The 19,958-nt window shown below is 62.8% G+C and carries 16 protein-coding genes; 9 read left to right on the forward strand and 7 right to left on the reverse strand.

The window, feature by feature from the left end:
• Positions 1–243 precede the first annotated feature (243 nt).
• The 9 genes from AC26AR_RS08045 (at position 244) to AC26AR_RS08085 (ending at position 11,957) form a co-directional block, all read left to right on the forward strand.
• Positions 244–969 carry a FadR/GntR family transcriptional regulator gene (locus AC26AR_RS08045; RefSeq protein WP_488107815.1) on the forward strand — a complete coding sequence of 242 codons (726 nt, stop codon included), beginning with the start codon at positions 244–246 and terminating at the stop codon, positions 967–969.
• A 66-nt stretch (positions 970–1,035) separates the two neighbouring features.
• Positions 1,036–2,184, forward strand: a complete 1,149-nt coding sequence (gene dgoD / locus AC26AR_RS08050) for a galactonate dehydratase (protein ID WP_077376333.1) — start codon at positions 1,036–1,038, stop codon at positions 2,182–2,184.
• A gap of 96 nt (positions 2,185–2,280) precedes the next feature.
• Positions 2,281–3,078, forward strand: a complete 798-nt coding sequence (locus tag AC26AR_RS08055) for an SDR family NAD(P)-dependent oxidoreductase (protein WP_488107816.1) — start codon at positions 2,281–2,283, stop codon at positions 3,076–3,078.
• A complete protein-coding gene (locus AC26AR_RS08060; protein ID WP_488107817.1) occupies positions 3,075–4,070 on the forward strand; it encodes a 2-dehydro-3-deoxygalactonokinase in 996 nt (331 codons plus the stop codon). The genes AC26AR_RS08055 and AC26AR_RS08060 overlap by 4 nt, the downstream gene beginning before the upstream one ends.
• A 28-nt stretch (positions 4,071–4,098) precedes the next feature.
• Positions 4,099–4,713, forward strand: a complete 615-nt coding sequence (locus AC26AR_RS08065) for a 2-dehydro-3-deoxy-6-phosphogalactonate aldolase (protein ID WP_136937793.1) — start codon at positions 4,099–4,101, stop codon at positions 4,711–4,713.
• Between the two features lie 40 nt (positions 4,714–4,753).
• Positions 4,754–5,710, forward strand: a complete 957-nt coding sequence (locus tag AC26AR_RS08070; protein WP_488107818.1) for an SMP-30/gluconolactonase/LRE family protein — start codon at positions 4,754–4,756, stop codon at positions 5,708–5,710.
• A gap of 44 nt (positions 5,711–5,754) precedes the next feature.
• On the forward strand, positions 5,755–7,983 hold the full coding sequence (locus AC26AR_RS08075) for an alpha-galactosidase (protein ID WP_488107819.1): 2,229 nt from the start codon (positions 5,755–5,757) through the stop codon (positions 7,981–7,983).
• 44 nt (positions 7,984–8,027) lie between these two features.
• A complete protein-coding gene (locus tag AC26AR_RS08080; RefSeq protein ID WP_488107820.1) occupies positions 8,028–10,016 on the forward strand; it encodes a beta-galactosidase in 1,989 nt (662 codons plus the stop codon).
• A gap of 555 nt (positions 10,017–10,571) precedes the next feature.
• Positions 10,572–11,957, forward strand: a complete 1,386-nt coding sequence (locus tag AC26AR_RS08085) for a GntP family permease (protein WP_479398740.1) — start codon at positions 10,572–10,574, stop codon at positions 11,955–11,957.
• Between the two features lie 121 nt (positions 11,958–12,078).
• On the opposite strand, the gene AC26AR_RS08090 is transcribed toward AC26AR_RS08085, so the two are convergent.
• From AC26AR_RS08090 to AC26AR_RS08120, 7 genes are all read right to left on the reverse strand, one after another.
• Positions 12,079–12,399, reverse strand: coding sequence for a type 2 periplasmic-binding domain-containing protein (locus tag AC26AR_RS08090; protein ID WP_479398741.1), 321 nt, complete (start codon positions 12,397–12,399; stop codon positions 12,079–12,081).
• 155 nt (positions 12,400–12,554) lie between these two features.
• Positions 12,555–14,783, reverse strand: a complete 2,229-nt coding sequence (locus tag AC26AR_RS08095; RefSeq protein ID WP_488107821.1) for an FUSC family protein — start codon at positions 14,781–14,783, stop codon at positions 12,555–12,557.
• A 3-nt stretch (positions 14,784–14,786) separates the two neighbouring features.
• Complete coding sequence (locus AC26AR_RS08100; RefSeq protein WP_488107822.1) at positions 14,787–15,704, reverse strand: efflux RND transporter periplasmic adaptor subunit; 918 nt, start codon at positions 15,702–15,704, stop codon at positions 14,787–14,789.
• 220 nt (positions 15,705–15,924) lie between these two features.
• A complete protein-coding gene (locus tag AC26AR_RS08105) occupies positions 15,925–16,164 on the reverse strand; it encodes a DUF1656 domain-containing protein (protein ID WP_240499517.1) in 240 nt (79 codons plus the stop codon).
• Between the two features lie 387 nt (positions 16,165–16,551).
• Positions 16,552–17,847 (reverse strand): TRAP transporter large permease, encoded by a 1,296-nt coding sequence (locus AC26AR_RS08110; RefSeq protein WP_084208657.1) that lies wholly within the window; start codon positions 17,845–17,847, stop codon positions 16,552–16,554.
• Positions 17,837–18,343 carry a TRAP transporter small permease gene (locus AC26AR_RS08115; RefSeq protein ID WP_255303171.1) on the reverse strand — a complete coding sequence of 169 codons (507 nt, stop codon included), beginning with the start codon at positions 18,341–18,343 and terminating at the stop codon, positions 17,837–17,839. Before AC26AR_RS08115 ends, AC26AR_RS08110 begins: the two co-directional genes overlap by 11 nt.
• Positions 18,344–18,561: 218 nt before the next feature.
• A complete protein-coding gene (locus AC26AR_RS08120; RefSeq protein ID WP_488107892.1) occupies positions 18,562–19,551 on the reverse strand; it encodes a DctP family TRAP transporter solute-binding subunit in 990 nt (329 codons plus the stop codon).
• Positions 19,552–19,958 lie beyond the last annotated feature (407 nt).

Consider the following 19,958-nt stretch of genomic DNA (forward strand, 5'->3'; position numbering starts at 1 on the left):
CGGCAACGACCAAAGTTGCATTCGTTGAGGCTTGTTCAAATGTCTGACATTTATTAAGGTTCATTCAGACATTTACCGTAGCTTGCCCTGCGCACTACGTCAGCCACGAGGCCTCGCGTGACCATCTCTCGCCCAGACCCACTCTCTGAGACTTCCAGCGATACAGCGCCGGATCAGGATTCCTCTCGCCAGAAAGATTCACTGTCGCCGGCCATGACGGGCTCCAGACAGCCCGTAGCCAGCATGGAAGCCATCGCTGCCTGCCTGGCGCGTGAAATTCTGGCCGGCAAGTTCGATCCAGACGACAACTTCCCGCGTGAAATGGACCTCTGCAAGCGCTTCGATGCCAGCCGTAACCGGCTGCGCAATGCACTGGCCCAGCTGGTGGGGGCCGGGTTGCTGGAGCGCACTGCCGGCCGTGGCACCCTGGTGCGGCCGATGAGCGAATGGCAACTGCTGGATCCACTGATGAGCGACTGGATCAGCGGACTGGAAGGCATCAACCCTGCCCTGATGCGTGAGATCTACGCCTTCCGGCTGTCCGTCGAGCCCTATGTCAGCGCCCTGGCGGCGACCAAGGCCAACGCCCAGGACCTCGCAAGGCTGGAGCGCGCCTTCGAGGGAATGGTCGCGACCGCCAATGACGAGCAGCAGGCAGCTCACAGCGAATTTGACGTGGCGTTCCACGAGGCCATCTACCGCGCCACCCACAACCTGGTGTGGGCCCAGCTGGGTAGCTTGCTGCGCCCTTCCATCAGCCAGTTGATCGAGTCCTCCCAGCAGGCGGCACAACAGCACGACCAGGCCCATCACCGTGCCAGTCTCGAGCGACATCGCGCCGTGATGGAAGCCATCCGCCTGCGTCAACCGGACATGGCGCGTACCTGTGCCGAGCGCGTGCTGGAAACGGCTGCGCGCGATCTCGGATTCGGCCTTGATCATCCGCGCCTCGAGACGCCGCGCTTCTGACCCACGACTTTTCCTTCTTCAATGCTTTCCAAGCTCGACACGAGCGTCATCCCAAGGAATCTCGACATGAAAATCACTCGACTCAAGACCTGGCAAGTTCCGCCACGCTGGTTGTTCCTCAAGATCGAGACCGATGAGGGCTGCTATGGCTGGGGGGAACCGGTCATCGAAGGGCGCGCCGCCACGGTGGAAGCCGCGGTCCACGAGCTGTCGGATTATCTGGTCGGCCAGGACCCGCGCAACATCGAGCACCTGTGGAACGTCATGTACCGCGCAGGGTTCTATCGCGGCGGCCCTATTCTGATGTCCGCGATCGCCGGCATCGACCAGGCCCTGTGGGACCTGAAGGGCCGTGATCTGGGAGTGCCCGTGCATCAGCTGCTCGGCGGCCCGGTGCGCGACAAGATGCGGATGTACGCCTGGACGGGCGGCGATCGCCCGTCAGAGGTCGGCGCAGGTGCCAAGGCGCTGGTCGACCAGGGCTTCACGGCCTTCAAGATGAACGGCACGCCGGAGATGCAGATCGTCGATTCCCACAAGAAGATCGATGACGCCGTGGCGCGTGTCGCCGAAGCGCGTGATGCGGTCGGCCCCGACGTGGGGATCGGCATCGACTTCCATGGCCGCGTGCACCGCCCGATGGCCAAGGCGCTGCTGCGGGAACTGGAGCAGTTCCACCCGATGTTCATCGAAGAGCCGGTGGCACCTGAGCACCTGCCCGCGCTCAAGCATATCGCCGAGGGCATCGCGACGCCCATCGCCACCGGCGAGCGCCTGCACACCCGCTTCCAGTTCCGTGACCTGCTGGCGGACGGCATGGTCGACATCATCCAGCCGGATCTCTCCCACTGCGGCGGCATCAGTGAAGGCTTCAAGATCGCGACGCTGGCCTCGGCCTATGACGTGGCCCTGGCACCGCACTGCCCGCTGGGCCCGCTGACGCTGGCGGCTTCCCTGCAGCTGGATGCGGTGTGTCACAACGCCTTCATCCAGGAACAGAGCATGGGCATCCACTACAACAAGGACAACGACGTCCTGGATTACCTGGTCGACAAGGACGCGCTGGCGATCAAGGACGGATTCTGCGCCATTCCCCAGGGCCCGGGGCTCGGGGTCGAGATTGACGAAGCCTTCGTCGAGGAACGTGCCAAGGTCGGGCATCGCTGGCGCAATCCGGTCTGGACCCACGAAGACGGCTCCGTCGCTGAGTGGTAATGCCGAGCAAGCCGCAACGTACACACTGACAACACAGACGCCATGCCAGGACAGGCTCTCAGCCGAGAGTCTGTCACGCTGCAGAAGGGACTCATCATGACCCGTACCGCATCACCCCATACTGAACTCCCCGCCTTCGCGGACTTTCGCTACCCGGACCTCGCGGGTGCCAGTGTCTTCATCACCGGCGGAGGCTCGGGTATCGGTGCCGCATTGACCGAAGGCTTCCTGGCGCAGGGTGCCAAGGTCGCCTTCGTCGGCCTGTCCGATGCCAGCGAATTCTGTGACGCCATGGAAGCTCGCTACGCCAATCGTCCGCTGTTCATCCGCTGCAACATCCAGGACATCGAGGCATTGCAGGCCGCCGTCGCTCAGGCGCGTGAGGCGCACGGCCTGATCAAAGTTCTGGTCAACAATGCGGCCCGCGATACTCGCCATACGCTGGAGGAATGGACGGTGGAGCAGTGGGATGAATCCATCGCCACCAACCTGCGTCCCCAGTTCTTCACCGCTCAGGCGGTCGCGGCTGACATGCGGGCACTGGGAGGCGGCGCCATCATCAACCTGTCTTCCAACAGCTACATGCTGGGGCTGGGGGGCTATCCCACCTACGTCACCGCCAAGGCCGGCATCATGGGGCTTACCAAGGCGCTGGCGCGTGAGCTCGGGCCAGACGCCATTCGCGTCAACTGTCTGATTCCGGGCTGGGTAATGACGGAGCGTCAGCGCGAGCTGTGGGTCAATGACAAGGACTTGAACGAGTGCATCGACCAGCAGTGCCTCAAGGAAGCGATTCCGGTCGAGGACATGATCAATCCTTGTCTGTTCCTGGCCTCCACCGCCTCACGCATGATGACCGGCCAACCGATGGTCGTGGATGGAGGTCGAGTGTGAGCGCCGTCCATGCCCTCCCCGCCTGGATCGCCGTGGATTGGGGCTCCAGCAATCTGCGTGCCTGGGCGCTGGATGATCAGGACCGGATCATCGCCCAGGCAAGCAGTGCCCGCGGCATGCTGGGTCTGGCGAGCGATGAATTCGAGGATGTCCTGCGGGTGGTGATCAATGACTGGCTGCCCGAGGACTCTAACTCAAGCATGCCGGTGTTGATCTGCGGCATGGCGGGCGCACGCCAGGGCTGGGTGGAAGCGGCCTACCTTCCGGTCCCCGGTGAGCAAGCCCCTGCCATCGATGTCCTGTCTGGCCTGGCAGAGCAGCTGACCCAAGTGGCAACGCGCGACAGACGCATCGCCGTCACCATCGTGCCGGGGCTATGTCAGCACCAGCCGGCCTTTGATGTCATGCGCGGTGAGGAGACACAGCTGGCGGGTCTGGTCGCCACTCAGCCGGGCTATAGCGGGGCCGTCTGCCTGCCCGGCACCCACGCGAAGTGGGCACAGCTCGAGAACGGTTCGATCACGGGCTTCACCACCTTCATGAGCGGTGAACTCTACAAGCTGCTCAGTCAGGATTCGGTCCTCAAGCACTCCGTGGCGGGAGGGGATCTTGCCGATGAGCCACAGCGTCAGGCATTTCTGGCAGGCATCGATGCGGCCATGGCGGAACCGGCGCGCATGACGGCGGCGTTGTTCGGCATCCGTGCGCGGGATTTGCTCGATGAACGCCTCGATGATGAGGCCTCGCGCGCAGCCTTGCTGGGTGCGCGGCTTTCCGGTCTGGTTCTGGGCCTTGAGCTGGCCGGTGCCACATGCCTGCAGCCGCAAGGGTCGCTGATCACCTTGATCGGTGATGACATCTTATGCCAGCGCTATCGGATTGCACTCGAGCATCTGGGCTATCGCGTCAGCCTGGCCGCCAATGCCGACATGATTCTGGCCGGGCTCGGGCGCATTCATCACGCCTGTCAGACACGCCTCGCCACTGACTGACACCCCCATCTTTCCCCTGGAGACTTCCATGAGCCTTCCCCTGGTTGCCATTCTGCGCGGCGTCACGCCGCAGGAAATCATCGCGATTGCCGACGAGATCATCGCGGCGGGCATCACCCGCATCGAGGTCCCGCTCAATTCGCCCCAGCCGCTGGTCAGCATCGCGGCACTGGTCAAGCACTGTGCGACGGCCCATGACGGCCAGATCCTCATCGGTGCCGGCACCGTCCTGACGCCGGAGCAGGTGCGGGACGTGCACGGCGTAGGTGGTCGGCTGATCGTGTCGCCCAATGCCGATGTCGAGGTCATTCGCGAGAGTCGCCGACTCGAGATGGTGTCCATGCCAGGCATCGTCACGCCGACGGAGGCCTTCGCGGCCCTCGCCGCCGGCGCCTCAGGTCTCAAGCTCTTCCCGGCGACCCAGGTCGGTATCGTCAACATGAAAGCGATGCTGGCCGTGCTGCCCACAGGCACCGAGCTGTATGCCGTCGGGGGCATCGGCAGTGACAACTTCGCGCAATGGCGTGCGGCAGGTATCCATGGTGCAGGTCTGGGAACGGCCATCTACACGCCGGGTCTGACGGCTTTTGACGTCGGTGAACGAGCACGCAAGCTGGTCTCCGCCTGGACCGCCGCCGACTGAGCCCCAGCGGCTCTCCCACAGGATTCACGAGGAGTAACGGATGACACGATCGACCTGCCTGGGCACGGCTGAGCGCCTCGTGGCCAGCCACTGCGAGCTGGGAGAAGGCCCCGGCTGGACACCCGCGACAACCACCCTGCCTGCGCGGGTGCGCTGGCTGAACATCCTCGCCGGCGAGCTGCATCACGCGGCCGCGGACGGCAGTGATCACGTCATCACTCAGCTTGCGCGCCGCACCTCCTATGCGGCGCTCACCCTTGAAGGCGACTACCTGCTGGTCGGGGAAGGCATGCTGTCACGCTGGAACCCCGAGACAGGCGCCGTGGAGGATGTCATGTCCTTCGAGGCGGACGCCATGCCCGCGACACGCAGCAATGATGCTCGAGTGGATACCCACGGCAGTCTGTGGCTCTCGAGCATGGGCTGCAACGCCGAGACCGGGGCTGGCAGTCTCTACCGCCTGCACCGCGGCAAGCTTTGCAAGCTCATGGATGGGCTGACCATTCCCAATGCGCTGTGTTTCTCGCCGGATGGCCGCTTCGCCTATTTCACCGACACCGTTACCGGTCAGGTGCTGCGCTGGCCGCTGGACGCCGATGGCTGGCCACTCAAATCAGCAGGTGAAGGGTCAGCAAGTGAAGGGTCAGCAGGTGAATACAACGCTCCTGAGGTCTGGGCCGACCTGCGCGATTGTGGCGGTGGCCCGGATGGCGCCGTGATCGACGCCGACGGCCATATGTGGATTGCGCTCTGGGGGGCCGGCCGCGTGGCAAGGCTGGATCATGACGGCAAGGAAATCGCTCATGCGGCCCTGCCGGTCAGCCAGCCCTCGTGCCCGCTGTTCGGTGGTGAGGGGCTGAGCACGCTGTATATCACCACGGCGCACGAAGGCATGGCCACGCCGGATCATGCGGCGGGTGATGGTGATCTCTTCGCGCTGGACCTGTCAGCACACGGCTTCAAGGGACTGGCAGAACCGCCGCTGGTGTTGGGCTGACACTGCCATTCCGTCTCTGATTCTTCTTTATTTCTGGACCTCTCATGATGACCGCAGACGCCTCATCCACCCGACCTTCGGCAGCGCCCGACGCGACCTGGTCCCCCCAACAGCAATGGCTGAACCTGAGCGCCGACGGCATCCAGCTGCAGCTGGATCTCGCCGATGGCCTGCTCAAGCTGGCCCACCTGGGGCGCATCGCCCCGGTCACGCCAGCCCAGCACCGCCTGATGAGCGCTGCTGCCACGCCCCAGGCAAGCCTCGATCAGCTCCCGCCCAATACCTTGTTCAATGATGCCGGGCTTGGCTTTGCGGGCTATCCGGCCTTGATCGGTGACCGTGATGGGCGTGACTGGCTCACCGACATGCGACTGAGTAAGGTGGCGTGCTCGACCGATTCACTGGGCGCGCATGCCCAGCTGACACTGGCGGATGCCACGAGCGAGCTGGAAGTTCTGCTGTCAGTCACGCTCACCAGCGAGGGGGTGCTGCGTCAGTCCACCACCCTGCGCAATCCTGGTACGGCCGACTATCGCCTCGAGTGGCTGGCGGCCTGCTGCCTGCCACTGCCGAACCGCTTCGAACAGTGCCTGAGCTTCGGTGGCCGTTGGGTCCAGGAGTTCACCGAGACACGCCACGCCCTGAGTGAAGGCACCTTCACGCTCGAGAATCGTCGCGGGCGCAGCTCTCACCAGCGTGTGCCCTCCCTCATCGTGGGTACCGAGGGGTTCAGTGAGCAGTCCGGGGAGGTCATCAGCGCGCACCTGGCCTGGAGCGGCAACCATCGACTGCTGGTGGAGCGCCAGTTCGATGGCAGCACGCAACTGCAGCTGGGCGCACTGCTGTTGCCCGGTGAGCAGGTACTGGCCGCCGGGGACAGCGTCACCACGCCGGAAGTCGTCATGGCGTGGTCTGACACGGGCATCAATGGCGCCAGTCAGCGCATGCATCGTACCTTGCGTGCACGGCTTGACTGGCCGACGCCGAACAAGCCTCGCCCGGTCCACGTCAACACCTGGGAGGCCCTCTATTTCGATCACGACGCCGAGCGGCTGGAGGAGCTGGTCAACGCTGCCGGTGACGTCGGCGCGGAACGCTTCGTGCTCGACGATGGCTGGTTCGTGGGCCGCGATGGTGAGCGAGCAGCGCTGGGCGATTGGTACCTGGATCAGGGCAAATACCCCGAGGGGCTGGGGCCCTTGATCGCGTCCGTCCATGCCCAGGGCATGGAATTCGGTCTGTGGGTGGAACCCGAGATGGTCAATCCGGACAGCGCGCTCTTTCGCACGCATCCCGACTGGATACTGGCGCTGGAAGGCCGTGAACAGCCACTGGGGCGGTATCAATGCGTGTTGGATCTCACACGCCCTGACGTCACTGACTATCTGTTTGCGCGACTGGATGCCCTGCTCAGCGACTACCCGATCCGCTATCTCAAGTGGGACATGAATCGCGACCTCACCCACGCCGCGACCCAGTCCGGCGAGCGTCGCGGCATGCCTGCAGCGCATGCTCAGGTACAAGCGCTCTATGCGCTGCTCGCACGTCTGCGCCAGGCGCACCCTGAGGTGGAAATCGAGAGCTGCGCCTCGGGGGGCGCCCGTACCGACCACGGCATTCTGCGCCACACCCATCGCGTCTGGACCTCGGACTGCAACGACCCGCATGAGAGAACGCACATCCAGCGCGGTGCCAGTCGCTTCCTGCCACCGGAGCTGCTCGGGGCTCATATCGGGCCGGAGCATGCACACACCACGTCGCGGCGTACCTCCCTTGCCTTTCGTGCCTCCACGGCCCTGTTCGGTCACCTGGGCCTTGAACTGGACGTCAGCCAGCTCGCGCCATGCGAGCGTGGGGAGCTGCGCGTCTGGATCGAGCGCTACAAGGCATTGCGCGGGCTGTTGCATGGCGGCGTGAGCTGGCGTCTGGACTGCCTGGATGACGGCCAGCATGCACATGGCGTGGTCAGACAGGACGGTGAAGAGGCGCTTTACTGCATCAGCCAGCTGGCCATGCCACGCCACGCCGTACCTGCGCCACAGCCGCTGGCAGGGCTCATCGCCGAGCAGCATTATCGACTCGAGCTGCTGGAACTGCCGGAACATCCCGAACGCCGCATGAAGCAGCTGCCGGCCTGGGTGCAGGCCCAGCTCTCGGGGGAGCCCGTCGTCGCCAGTGGCGAGATGCTGATGCGTGCCGGGCTTGCCCTGCCGGTGCTCGACCCGGAACAGGCGATCCTGATCCACCTGACGGCGGCACACGACGTTGACTGAGCCTGTGCTCCGGCTATCACTTCACCGATTCAAGGATGACCTGTATGCAACTCGGCGTCTGTTATTACCCGGAACACTGGCCGCGTGAGCGCTGGGCGCAGGATGCCCGTGACATGTTCGAGGCCGGCATTCGCGTGGTGCGCATAGGCGAGTTCGCCTGGAGTCGGCTGGAGCCGCGCTCCGGAGAGCTGCGTTTCGAGTGGCTCGACGAGGCCGTTGAGGTGCTTGCCCGCGCCGGTCTCAAGATCGTGATGGGAACCCCGACGGCCACGCCCCCGAAATGGCTGGTGGATGCCCATCCCGAGATACTGGCCGTCGATGAGCATGGCCAGGTGCGGGGGTATGGCTCACGTCGCCATTACTGCTTCTCCTCACCCGTCTATCGTACGCAGAGCGAGCGTATCGTGCGTCTGATGGGGGAGCGCTACGCCACTCATCCGGCGATCATGGCGTGGCAGACCGACAACGAATACGGCTGTCACGACACCATCCTCAGCTACTCTCGAGCGGCGCGCGCAGGCTTCCCTGAGTGGCTGGAACAACGCTACGGCAGTGTCGAAGCGCTCAATGAGGCATGGGGCGCGGTGTTCTGGAGCCTGGAGGTGACCGCCTTCTCGCAGGTCGAGGCGCCGGTCGGCACCGTCACCGAGCCACATCCGGCGATCGTGCTGGATTATCGTCGCTTCTGCTCCGACATGGTGGTCGAGTACAACCGGCTTCAGGTCCAGACGCTGCGAGACAGCGGCGTGAACGTCGATATCGTGCACAACTTCATGGGCCTGTTCACGGAGTTTGACCACTTTGACGTCGCCCGGGACCTGGACATCGCCAGCTGGGATAGCTACCCGTTGGGCTTTCTGGAGCGTGGTGCCCATCTCGAGGCCACCAAGGCGTTCTATCGCCAACAGGGCCACCCTGATTTCGCCGGTTTCCACCACGACCTCTATCGCGCCATGTGCAAGGGGCGCTGGTGGGTCATGGAGCAACAGCCGGGTCCGGTCAACTGGGCCATCAGCAATGCCGCCCCACTGCCCGGCATGGTTCGCCTCTGGAGTCATGAGGCCTTTGCCCATGGCGCGGAAGTCGTTTCCTATTTCCGTTGGCGTCAGGCCCCCTTCGCGCAGGAACAGATGCATGCGGGTCTGTTGCGTCCGGATGGTTCACCGGCCTCGGCCTGGCCGGAGCTGTTGCAGGTCCGCGATGAACTGGCTCGCTTGAGCGCAGAAGGCCTCAGTGGGCGCGAGATCGAGACCGAACAGGCCCCCGTGGCCTTGATGTTCGACTATGCCTCGATCTGGGCCTGCCAGATTCAACCGCATGCCGAGGACTTCGATGCGTTGGAACTGCATCTGAGCTGGTACAGCGCCCTTCGCCGGCTGGGTCTGGACATCGACATCGTCTCCCCTCGTGATGATGTCAGTGGCTATCCTCTCGTCGTGTTGCCCTGTCAGGTGATTGCCGACGATGCGCTTGCGGCACGCCTGAGCGCTGCACGTGACAGCGGCAGCCGTATCGTGATCGGCGCACGCTCCGGCTCACGCACGCCAGACTTCCAGATACCCGATCAACTGGCACCGGGCGCCCTCGGCGAGCTGGCCGGCGTCACGGTCGATCGGGTCGATGGTCTGCGCCCCGGTGCCTGCCCCGGGGTCACCACAACCAATGGTCATCATGGCCACGCGTTGCGCTGGCGAGACCTGCTCGACAGCACGCGTACCACGGCAAGGGTCGTGACCCGTTTCGATGATGGAGAAGCGGCTCTCACGGAGCGCGCAGGGGTCAGCTATCTGACCGCCTGGCTTAAAGAAGACACCCTCATGGCCGTGCTGGTCGAGGAATGTCGCAAGGCAGCCATCCTTACCACCGCTCTGCCGGAGGGTGTGCGCCTGCGCTGCAGAGGCAATCTGGTGTTTGCCTTCAATTATGCGCCTGAACCACGCTGGCTACCCGAAGGCCTGGTGCCGGAAGATGGCTGGATCTGCGGAGGCCAACAGCTCGCTCCCGCTGGCGTCAGTATCTGGCGCATGGCATGACGAGATGTCCAAGGCGATGACGGCAACGGAGCGCTTCAGTAGTCTTGCCATCATCCAGACAAGCGTCACGTACGTATGACTCCATGACCCCTGTCGGCCTCGCGACCGGCGGATGGTTCGATCGTTTATGGCGGTGCCTCCGGGTACCGCCTTTTTCTTAATGCGACAGTTGCCAACAAGAGTCTTGTCAAGAGCTTGCCGCTGGCGGTGTGCAGAACACAGCCCCTTCCCGTGGAAGGTCTTCTGCTGACACGATGGTCCCTTCTGCCCTGGAGACTCGCGGAATTGGCAGGATTTTTTATCCAAACGATTGATAACGGTATAATTTCTATCTGTTGTACCACACGCCTTGCCACCCCCCGATACGGGAGTCCCACGCTGCCACTTAAGCCGCATTGCCCTCTTGTCAGACAAACTCTACCGTGAGCCAGATATCACTGTAGAACAGTCCATATAAAGAAATAATTACAGGAAACGCACCTGTTCACAGGACATACGTCGTCATTGGCAGACGGCACACCATGACTACAACGCCAACCACGAGATGTCCCTTTCATGAGCATTCTTGCCATTCTGATATCGCTGGGACTGTTGATGTTCCTGGCCTACCGCGGTATCACCGTTCTGTTGCTGGCACCTGTGATGGCGGCTCTTGCCGTCGTGCTTTCAGGTGATGCAGGCGCCCTGCTGCCCAGCTATACCGTCACCTTCATGAGCCAGCTGGGCGGTTACCTGGCCAAGTTCTTCCCGCTGTTCATTCTCGGTGCTCTGTTTGGCCAGTTGATGGCGGATTCCGGGGCTGCCCACGCGATTTCCGAGGGACTGGTAAGGCGCCTCGGAACCCGTCATGTGATCCTCACCGTCGTGCTGGCCTGCGCCCTGCTGACCTACGGTGGCGTCTCGCTGTTCGTGGTCGCTTTCGCCGTCTATCCCATCGGGGCCCAGCTCTTCCGGCGCACCTCGACACCCAAGCGACTGCTGCCCGCGGCACTGGCACTGGGCTCCTTCACCTTCACGATGACCGCCCTGCCCGGTACCCCGGCGATCCAGAACGCGATTCCGATTCCCTACTTCCAGACCAACAGCTTCGCGGCTCCCGGACTTGGCATCATCGCCGGTCTGATCATGCTGGGGCTGGGCACCTGGTGGCTGAAGGGCAGAGCCACGAAAGCTCAGGCGCAGGGCGAAGGCTATGGCAAGCATGACAATGAGGCATTGAATGATGATGCGCCGGTGGCAAGCATGAGCATGCTGGCAGCGGTGATCCCGCTGATACTGGTGATCGGACTCAATGCCCTGCTCACCTACCTGGTTTTCCCGCGCATCGACTTCTCCTATCTCAATGACGCCTTCCCGGAGCTGGACCCGGCCGGCGCCACCGGCATGTGGTCGATATTGATCGCGCTGAGCTGTGCGTCACTCTGGCTGGTGGTGACTCGCTGGAAGCAGTGGGCTGACTTGAAGACGACGGTCAACAATGGCTGTTTCGGTGCCATGCTGCCCGTCTTCAACACCGCCTCGGAGGTCGGTTATGGCGCCGTGATCGCAAGCCTGGCCGGCTTTGCACTGGTCAAGGAGGCAGTACTGGGGCTCTACCCCGACAATCCGCTGATCTCGGAGGCCGTGGCGGTCAACGTGCTGGCAGGGATTACCGGCTCCTCCTCGGGCGGCATGAGCATCGCGCTCTCGACACTGGGCTCGACCTACATGGAGATGGCCGTCAATGCCGGGATAGACCCTGAATTGATGCACCGTGTGGCGGCACTGGCGGCTGGCAGCATGGATACGCTACCGCACTCAGGTGCAGTCATCACGCTGCTGGCCATCTGCAAGCTGACTCACCGCCAGTCCTACGGACAGATGTTCATGATGACCGTGGCGTTCCCGATGCTGGCACTGATCAGTGTCGTGACGCTGGGCAGCCTGTTTGGCAGCTTCTGACCACGACATGCCTCTGAAAGCCAAGGGCGACAGAAACGACACAGGCCACCTCAAGGGGTGGCCTGTGTCGTTTCGATACCTGAGACATCTGTCTCAGGGCGCCTTGATGGCACGGACAGTCTCAATAGACGTGATGCTGTTGGATCATGGGGACTTCGGCGAGGGCACGCGTCTTGATCCAGAGCGTCAGATCTTCCTTGTCGGCCCGGGGATTCTCCGCCACCCAGTCGACGATGCGCGAGGCAATGAACTCGGCGTAGAAGTCATCATCGAACTGCAACAGCATCAGGTCTTCACTGGCCTGGCTCACTCGCAGCAGCACTTCACTGCCGGGCAGCACATACAGGCTCAATTCGTGCAGGTATTGCGTCGTGAAGGTGACACGCTTGAAGCGATCAGGGGCATCACGACCACTGTTGCTGATGTCATTCATGAAAGCCATGATGCTCCCCTGTAGTAGACATCTCATGCATTTCGCTCAGATATGAGCAGATATCTTCAATGATAGACCAGATGCTCTTGCCACGGTTGCTTTTATTAGCGTTTTTTAACGGACCACCCGACGCCTGAGCGCGGAACATTGATCAGGCGTCAGATTCACGCGTTCTGACGCAACGCATCACTCTCGAGCGTGAGTTGCACCCGCTCCAGCCAGCCCGCCAGCAAGGCTTGCTTGTGGCGACTCATGGCGTCCTGTTCGGCGATGGTCTGCGAGAATCGGCGCCCGGCCTTCTGAAGACGCCTGGGTCGCTTGCCCTGACTGCATCGCTCGAAATCCTCCGCCAGCGCCAGAATCAAGCTCTGCAAGGCACGCTGCACGGGCCTGGACATGTTCTCGCCAAGCTCGCGTCGCACGAAGCCTATTCCGCGCCCGATATCCATGCCTGTCAGGCCCAGAGACATCAGAGGCATTCCCTGCGGCTTGTCCGCGATCGCAGGTGAATCGGCCCCGCCCTGACGTGACTGCTGCTCCTGTTGACGGCTTTGCTCATGGCGGGCAAGACGCAGCAGGCGATCCCCCATGCGTCCCCCGAACCAGCTGTCCACCTGCTGAGCGGGGCGTTCGGCCAGCTCCCGGATATCACTCGCCGTTGTCTGGATCAGCTGGCGTTTGTCCCAGCCGGCCCCGGGTACCGGGATCAGGCGAAACCCGAGAATGGTCACGATCAGGCCGATCCCGGCCGCCAGACTCCGGTTGAGGGTATAGGCCACATCGAAGGTCATGCCGTTGTCGGGCATCACCAGCAGGATATTGAACACCACGAACGGCAGACAGATCCCCGCCAGCACCGGCACCACGGACCCCATCAGGCCGATGAACAACGGCACACTGAAGATCAGAATGAACGGCACGAAATGCTGGGCCTGACTCAACAGGACATTGCCGAACAACAGCACACTGGGAACGGCGAACAGCAGGCCTTTGAGCACCATGGGGATGATGGGGGCGGGGTCATCGCGACTGGCGAAGATACCGGAGAACAACGTGCCCAGCAGCATGGCCACCGCCCCATTGTCCCAGGCCGTCGCCAGCCAGAAGATGGAGGTAGTCCCGAAGATCAGCATGGCACGCAGCGCATTGGTCGCCGCTCGTCCGTGATCGCGATGCCAGCTCAGGCTGGGCTGGCGCAATTGATGACGACCGGGATGATTGATGACCTCACGCGCCTGAAGCATCACCAGCGCATGGCCCAGCACTTCCCGAAGACTATAGAGCAGCCGTGCCTCGAGGGCTGACAGATTGCGCTGACCGCGCGAGATTCTCAGGCATTCTCCGCGCAGCTCCTTCAAGGTGGCGCGTGCCTGCCCGATCCCCTGGTTGTCGGCCATGCTCTGGAAGGCGCTGCCGAGTCGCTGCATCAGGTCCTGTGTCGGTTGACTGAAGCGCTCCGGTTGCTGAACGGCCGGACGCGCGAACTGATCGTCTTGCCCGTCGTCGTCGATGGCGTTGTGGTGCTCGGACTCACCGTCAGCGCCAGTGGCGTGATGGCGCAGGAAGAATTCCGGGTGACGCAGCTGATGCAGTGCCTTGAGGGTGGCATAGAGGCGCATGCTCCGCCGAGTCAGCAGATGGACACCGCGGATACGCCCCTTGCCCTGGGGCCCCTCATACCGCGCGGAGTGGGCATCGATCTCGAGATTGTTGAGCGCCCCAAGGCCGGTCATCATCTGTTCGAGCATCGCCTGACGTTCGCGATTCTCCTCGGCATGCCGTTGCTCGGCGCTCAGGTCATCCTGGGAGGGGTCCGAGAAGGCCAGCGCCATATAACGGAAGGTGGCGTTGACGGCGGTATCCGCCAGCTGCCCCAGATGGTCCCGCACACGTATCGGCCAGACCAGCGCACTGACCAGCACGGCGCACAGTGCACCGAGACTCAACTCACTGAGGCGAGCCAGCGCCACCGAGAAGAAGTTGCCGGGCGCCGAGGACGTCAGCACCACGATGATCATGCAGGCCACCGCCCCCATCACGCAGCCATAGGAGAGGTTGTTGTGGGTGAGCGAAGCCCCGTAGATGCACAGGCCGATCCACAGGGTGACACTGCCCAGTGCCAGTTCCGGCGCCTGGGCAAACAGCCCCATGATCACGACGGCGACACCGACACCCGCCACGGTGCCGGCGATCTGGCAGATGCCCTTCTCGACCACCATCCCCGACATCGGGCGTATCTGCAGAAAGGCCGCCGAGATCAGCGCCCAGTACGGGCGATCCAGATCAAAATAGAAGGCCGCATAGAGTGCCAGTGACATGGCAAGGACACCCTTGAAGGCGAACTTCAGGGCAAAGGAAGAGGGTCTGAGAAACGCCGCGAGTGCCGGAGACATCGATCAAGGTGCTCCATAGCCGCTATCCTCGGCATCGGTGATGTCACTGAGCAGCCGGACACTCGCCGTCATGCCTGCCGCCAGATTGACCCCGGACGCCCGTACCGCCTCGATATCATCGAACTCCACTCTCACCGGGATGCGCTGTGCCAGGCGTACCCAGCTGAAGGTCGCACTCACCTGCGGCAGCTGCTGGGCATTGGTCGCGGTATTGTCATCGGCGATCCCCTCACCGATTCCCACGACACGGCCCTTGAAGTCCTTGTTGCCGCTCATCAGCGTGATCTGGACCGGATCTCCCTTGCGCACATGCTGCAGCTTGGTTTCCTGGAAATAGGCGCTGAGATAGAAGGAGTCATCCTTGATCAACGCCATGACCGAGGTACCCGCCGTCACATAGTTGCCCTGCGTCAGGTGCATGTTGAGGATGCTGCCATCCGCCGGGGCGGTCAGCTGGGTACGGTCAAGATCCAGTTGCGCGGATTGAAGCGCCGCCTCGGCCTGCTGCACATCGGCGCGAGCCACCTCGGCCTCGAGGCGAGCACTGTCACGCTCCTCTTCACTGATCGCCCGGTTGGTCAGGCGACTGCGTCGATTGGCTTCATGCTCCTTGAGCCGCAAGGTGGCCTTGGCACTGGCCAGACTCGCCTTGGCCTGAGCCAGCGCCGCCGCATAGCGGGCCTGGTCGATCTGCAGAATCACGTCGCCCTGCTTGACGCGAGTGGTGTCCGCCACGTTGAGCTCACTCACCCAGCCGGACACGTCAGGGCTCAGCGTGATCACCTCGGCACGCACGCGAGCATCCCGCGTCCAGGGACTGTACATGTAGGTCTTCCACAGCCAGATGGCACACCAGACCGCCACGGCCACCAGACACAGGGTAATGACCCATTTCACGACTTTCTGTCGAGACTTGCTCATGCAGTTTCCTTGAAGAGTTGATCCTGACGGGAACCTCGGCTCACACGAGGTTGCGCAGAGTGATGCTTGCCAGTGACGCCTGAGCTCGACCGCCTTCGAAGATGGGGTGACGTTGCGACAGTGACGCGACAGGTGAATGACGAGGGACATCTGACGCTTGCGACGCGAGCGCTGTCGCGATGACGATGAGTGACGGACCAGACGCGATTCGGTGAAGGCGTCAGGTCACCAGTGCGACGATTCCCGTCAGACAGATGATGAAGAGCGAGATGTCGAACCAGGCCTCGAACCATAACTCATGATTGGCAAGCACCCGGTGCAGCAACGAGCGAATCAACCCGGCGATCACCAGCGCCGCCAGCGCATAGACCAGCATGGGGCTGATCAGGAATTCTCCCACCACCATCTCGTGCAGTGCATTGAAACCTGCCAATGGCATGTCAGGGGGTGTTTCGTTCATCGACACATGTCCTTTGGAGATCCTCTGGAGGTGAGATCACGCATGCGGGGGGCGATAGGCGAGATTGGTCGCCAGCATTGACGCTCAGTCAACGTCAACCTATGGAGGCAGCTCCGCCTGCATTCAAGGTCTCAAGCGCCCGCCACCCCACAAGAATATATGCAGGCTAACATTTATCAGGCGAGTTGCCACGTGCCCGTGATGAGACGCGACAGTGCGCAAGTGCTTCCCCCTGCTGGATTTTCCAGTAGGCGTGCGGGTGAAGTCAGCGTCCGGGCAATACATCTGGTGGGTGTGGCAGCCATGACAAGCGGCTTGCCTCTCGACAAGCCGCTTTTGAAGGCTCCGCTCCGCTTTCGCACTCAACAACGCGCTCACTCGGTTGCGTTACACGGCATAACCGAGGATGCGCGGCAGCCATAGCGCCAGTTCCGGGAACAGCATCACCACTGCCAGGGCCGCGAGCATCGCCACGACAAAGACCATCGCCCATCCGACGGTCTTCTCGAGTCGAACACCGGCCACGCTGCTGGTCACCATCAAATTGACGGCTACCGGCGGCGTGAACTGGCCGATCGCGATGTTCATCGCCAGCAGAATCCCGAACCATACCGGATGCCACCCGAAGTGCTGCATCACCGGAATCAGCACCGGCATCAGGATCAGGTAGATGGAGACCGCATCCAGCAGCATCCCGGCGATCAGTACCGCCACCATCACCAGAATCAGCAGCACCGTGCCGCTATCGGACAGCGTGATCAACCACTCGGCGAGATGGCGGAAGGTACCCAGCATGGTGCCGGCCCAGGCGAATATGCCCGCCAGCGCGATGATCAGCATCACCACCCCCGAGATCACCGCTGCTTCCCTGAGCAGTTCCCACACCTGAGAGAGCTTGAGCTCACGGGTGATGAAGAGCCCGACACACAGCCCGTAGGCGGCCGCCACCACCGCCGCTTCCGTGGGCGTGAAGAGGCCTGAGCGCAGCCCGCCCAGGATGATCACCGGTGCCAGCAGCGCGGGGATCGCTGAGCGGAACGCCGGACCCAGCGCGATACGTTCCACCTGAGTCGGATCTTCCCAGCGATAGCGCCGCGACAGCACCCAGGCCGGTACCAGCAAGGCCACACCCACCAGCAAGCCCGGAATCAGCCCTGCGGCAAACAGCGCGCGCAGATCCACCCCCGGCACCACGATGGAATAGAGGATCAACGCGATAGAGGGCGGGATCAGGATCGCCGTGGAGGCCGAGGCCGCAATCAGCGTCGCCGAGAACGCCTTGGGGTATCCCGCCCGTGTCATGCTGGGAATCATCACCATCGCCACTGCGGCGGCATCTGCCGGGCCGGAACCACTCATGCCGCCCATGATCAGACACACCAGCACCGCCACCAGCGCGAGGCCACCGTGACGCGGCCCGATCAACGCCTGGGCAAAGCGCACCAGCCGCGCCGCCACTCCGGCACGCTCGAACACCAGCCCCGTCAGGATGAACAGCGGAATGGCGATCAGCGGATACTTGGCAATGCTGTTGTAGGTATTGGTCCCCAAGGTGGCCAGCATGCTCACCGGCAGCCCCGCGACGATACCCACCGCACCCGACAGCCCCAGCGCGAAGGCCACCGGCACGCCGAGTATCAACAGCGCGGCGAAGCTTGCGAGCAACCAGAGATCAGGACTCATGATCTGACTCCTTGTGCTCCGGCGACGCATCCTGACCGGGTCCATGACCAGGCCCTTGCGCAAGACGCTCGACACATTGCTGCAGCTGGCGCCAGGCCATCGCCAGCGCCAATATCGGCAGCCAGATCACATACCACCAGTTGGGCAGGCCCAGTCCCGGTGACAGCGACTCCCACTGATACTCCTCCAGCGCGAAGGTGCCGCCAAACCAGACGACCAATCCAAGCACGACAAGTACCGCCAGGGTCTGCAACACCACCACCAGTCGCCACAGCGGCAACGGCAGCACGTCTTCCAGCAGCGCGATACGAATATGTGCCTGACGGCGAATCGCCACCGAGGCGCCCGCCAGCGTCAGCAACACCAGCAGGAAGACCGAGAATTCCTCGGTGAAGGCAAAGGAGGCATCGGTGGCGTAACGCACCACCACGTTGGCCAGACTGATGATGCCGATCAGGCCCAGCGCCAACGCCGCCAGCCAGGATTCCGGCCGCACGCGTGGCGGTAGTCTGTCCGCGGGGGCAGGCGCTGCGTTGGCGCCGGTTTGATGTGAGGCTTGTTGAGACGGTTGTTGCGACTTTTGCGACATGACACGCGATCCACACGAACGCCGAGGCTGTCAGGCCCCGGCGTGGTTCTTCACTCAATAACGCGCACAGACCGCATTATTCCCGATGTCATCTGCTCCGTGATCAGCAGCGATCATGGCCAGACTCAGCGCGAGGCCTCGACCTCGGCACGTGCCGTCTCGACCAGCGCCTCACCAATCTTCGGTGTCCAGCTTTCGTAGACCGACTGGGTGGCATCACGGAAGGCCTGCATCGCATCGTCATCGAGCTTGACGACATTCACGCCGCGCGCCTCGATATCCGCCAGCCGCTGGGCATTGCCTTCACGACTCATGGCGATCTCCCAGGCACCCGCTTCCCTGGCGGTCTCGGTCAGCAGAGTGCGCTCCTCCTCACTGAGCGACTTCCAGACACGCTGGTTGGCGGCGAAGATCAACGGGTCCGCCATATAGTGCCAGAGGGTCAGATGGGTCTGGCCGACCTGATCGATCCGTGCCACATCGAACACCGACAGCGGGTTCTCCTGACCATCCACCGCACCGGTGGTCAGCGCCGGCTTGGCATCCGCCCAGCTCATCTGGGTCGGGTTGGCGCCCAGCGCGGTGAAGGTGTCCTGGAACAGCGGCGAGCCCACCACACGAATCTTCAGGCCCTTCAAGTCGTCCGGCGTGGTGATTGATTTCGAGGAATTGGACACCTCACGGAAGCCATTCTCGCCCCACGCCAGCGGCATGATGCCCTTGGACTCGATGGCGGCGAAGACCTGCTTGCCCGACTCACCCTGAGTCAGCGCATCGATGGCGGCGTGGTCCGGCATCAGGAACGGCAGCGAGAACAGGTTGAGCTCCGGCACCTGGGGCGACCAGTTGATGGTCGAGCCCACCGCGAGATCGATCAGCCCCTGACGCATGGCCGAGAATTCCTTGGTCTGATCCCCTGCCACCAGCTGGGCATTCGGATAGACACGCAGGGTGAGGTCGCCACCGGAGCGCTCCTCTACCAGTTCCGCCCACTTCTCGGCCGCCTGCCCCCACGGGAAGGCATCCGACAGCACGGTGGAGACGGACAGCTCGCGCGCCTCGGCTTCACTCGCCATCAGCGGTGACAGCAGAGCCAGGCCAAGCACGCCAGCCATCAGGGCAGCGCGACTCGGGGCGGCAACACGCGAAGAAGTAGTGGAAGGAGTTGCAGACATCGAAGCGTGGCGATGCCATTGACGAGTGACGGTGTCAGTTCCGGAGGCGGAATCAGCGTTGGCGAGTGCGGCGGTCAGGGTCATGAATAACCTCTTGATTATGATGTTGTTGAGTGTGTCCTCGGGCAGATTCGCATCTACTTTGGTCGCTGACCATTCGACCATGCGACAGATCGGCGCTTTTTCGACGCTCACATGCTATCTCACTCCATCCCCATCACTGTATATGCATCCACCCCTCGGGTTTTCCGAGACTTTTTGCGTACGAAACGCTCGACCATGTGGTGTCATCAGCGTGTGTTGCCAAGGAGTGTATCCAGCGATTCAAGAGGGCCAACCTTGGTGCA

The organism is Cobetia sp. PS-4MA, from assembly GCF_057670765.1.

Bases quoted from the DNA above. Each gene is read 5' to 3' on its own strand.
- AC26AR_RS08045 (WP_488107815.1), top strand. From the start codon at position 244: ATGGAAGCCATCGCTGCCTGCCTGGCGCGTGAAATTCTGGCCGGCAAG.
- dgoD (WP_077376333.1), top strand. From the start codon at position 1,036: ATGAAAATCACTCGACTCAAGACCTGGCAAGTTCCGCCACGCTGGTTG.
- AC26AR_RS08055 (WP_488107816.1), top strand. From the start codon at position 2,281: ATGACCCGTACCGCATCACCCCATACTGAACTCCCCGCCTTCGCGGAC.
- AC26AR_RS08065 (WP_136937793.1), top strand. From the start codon at position 4,099: ATGAGCCTTCCCCTGGTTGCCATTCTGCGCGGCGTCACGCCGCAGGAA.
- AC26AR_RS08070 (WP_488107818.1), top strand. From the start codon at position 4,754: ATGACACGATCGACCTGCCTGGGCACGGCTGAGCGCCTCGTGGCCAGC.
- AC26AR_RS08075 (WP_488107819.1), top strand. From the start codon at position 5,755: ATGATGACCGCAGACGCCTCATCCACCCGACCTTCGGCAGCGCCCGAC.
- AC26AR_RS08080 (WP_488107820.1), top strand. From the start codon at position 8,028: ATGCAACTCGGCGTCTGTTATTACCCGGAACACTGGCCGCGTGAGCGC.
- AC26AR_RS08085 (WP_479398740.1), top strand. From the start codon at position 10,572: ATGAGCATTCTTGCCATTCTGATATCGCTGGGACTGTTGATGTTCCTG.
- AC26AR_RS08090 (WP_479398741.1), bottom strand. From the start codon at position 12,399: ATGGCTTTCATGAATGACATCAGCAACAGTGGTCGTGATGCCCCTGAT.
- AC26AR_RS08095 (WP_488107821.1), bottom strand. From the start codon at position 14,783: ATGTCTCCGGCACTCGCGGCGTTTCTCAGACCCTCTTCCTTTGCCCTG.
- AC26AR_RS08100 (WP_488107822.1), bottom strand. From the start codon at position 15,704: ATGAGCAAGTCTCGACAGAAAGTCGTGAAATGGGTCATTACCCTGTGT.
- AC26AR_RS08105 (WP_240499517.1), bottom strand. From the start codon at position 16,164: ATGAACGAAACACCCCCTGACATGCCATTGGCAGGTTTCAATGCACTG.
- AC26AR_RS08110 (WP_084208657.1), bottom strand. From the start codon at position 17,847: ATGAGTCCTGATCTCTGGTTGCTCGCAAGCTTCGCCGCGCTGTTGATA.
- AC26AR_RS08120 (WP_488107892.1), bottom strand. From the start codon at position 19,551: ATGGCTGGCGTGCTTGGCCTGGCTCTGCTGTCACCGCTGATGGCGAGT.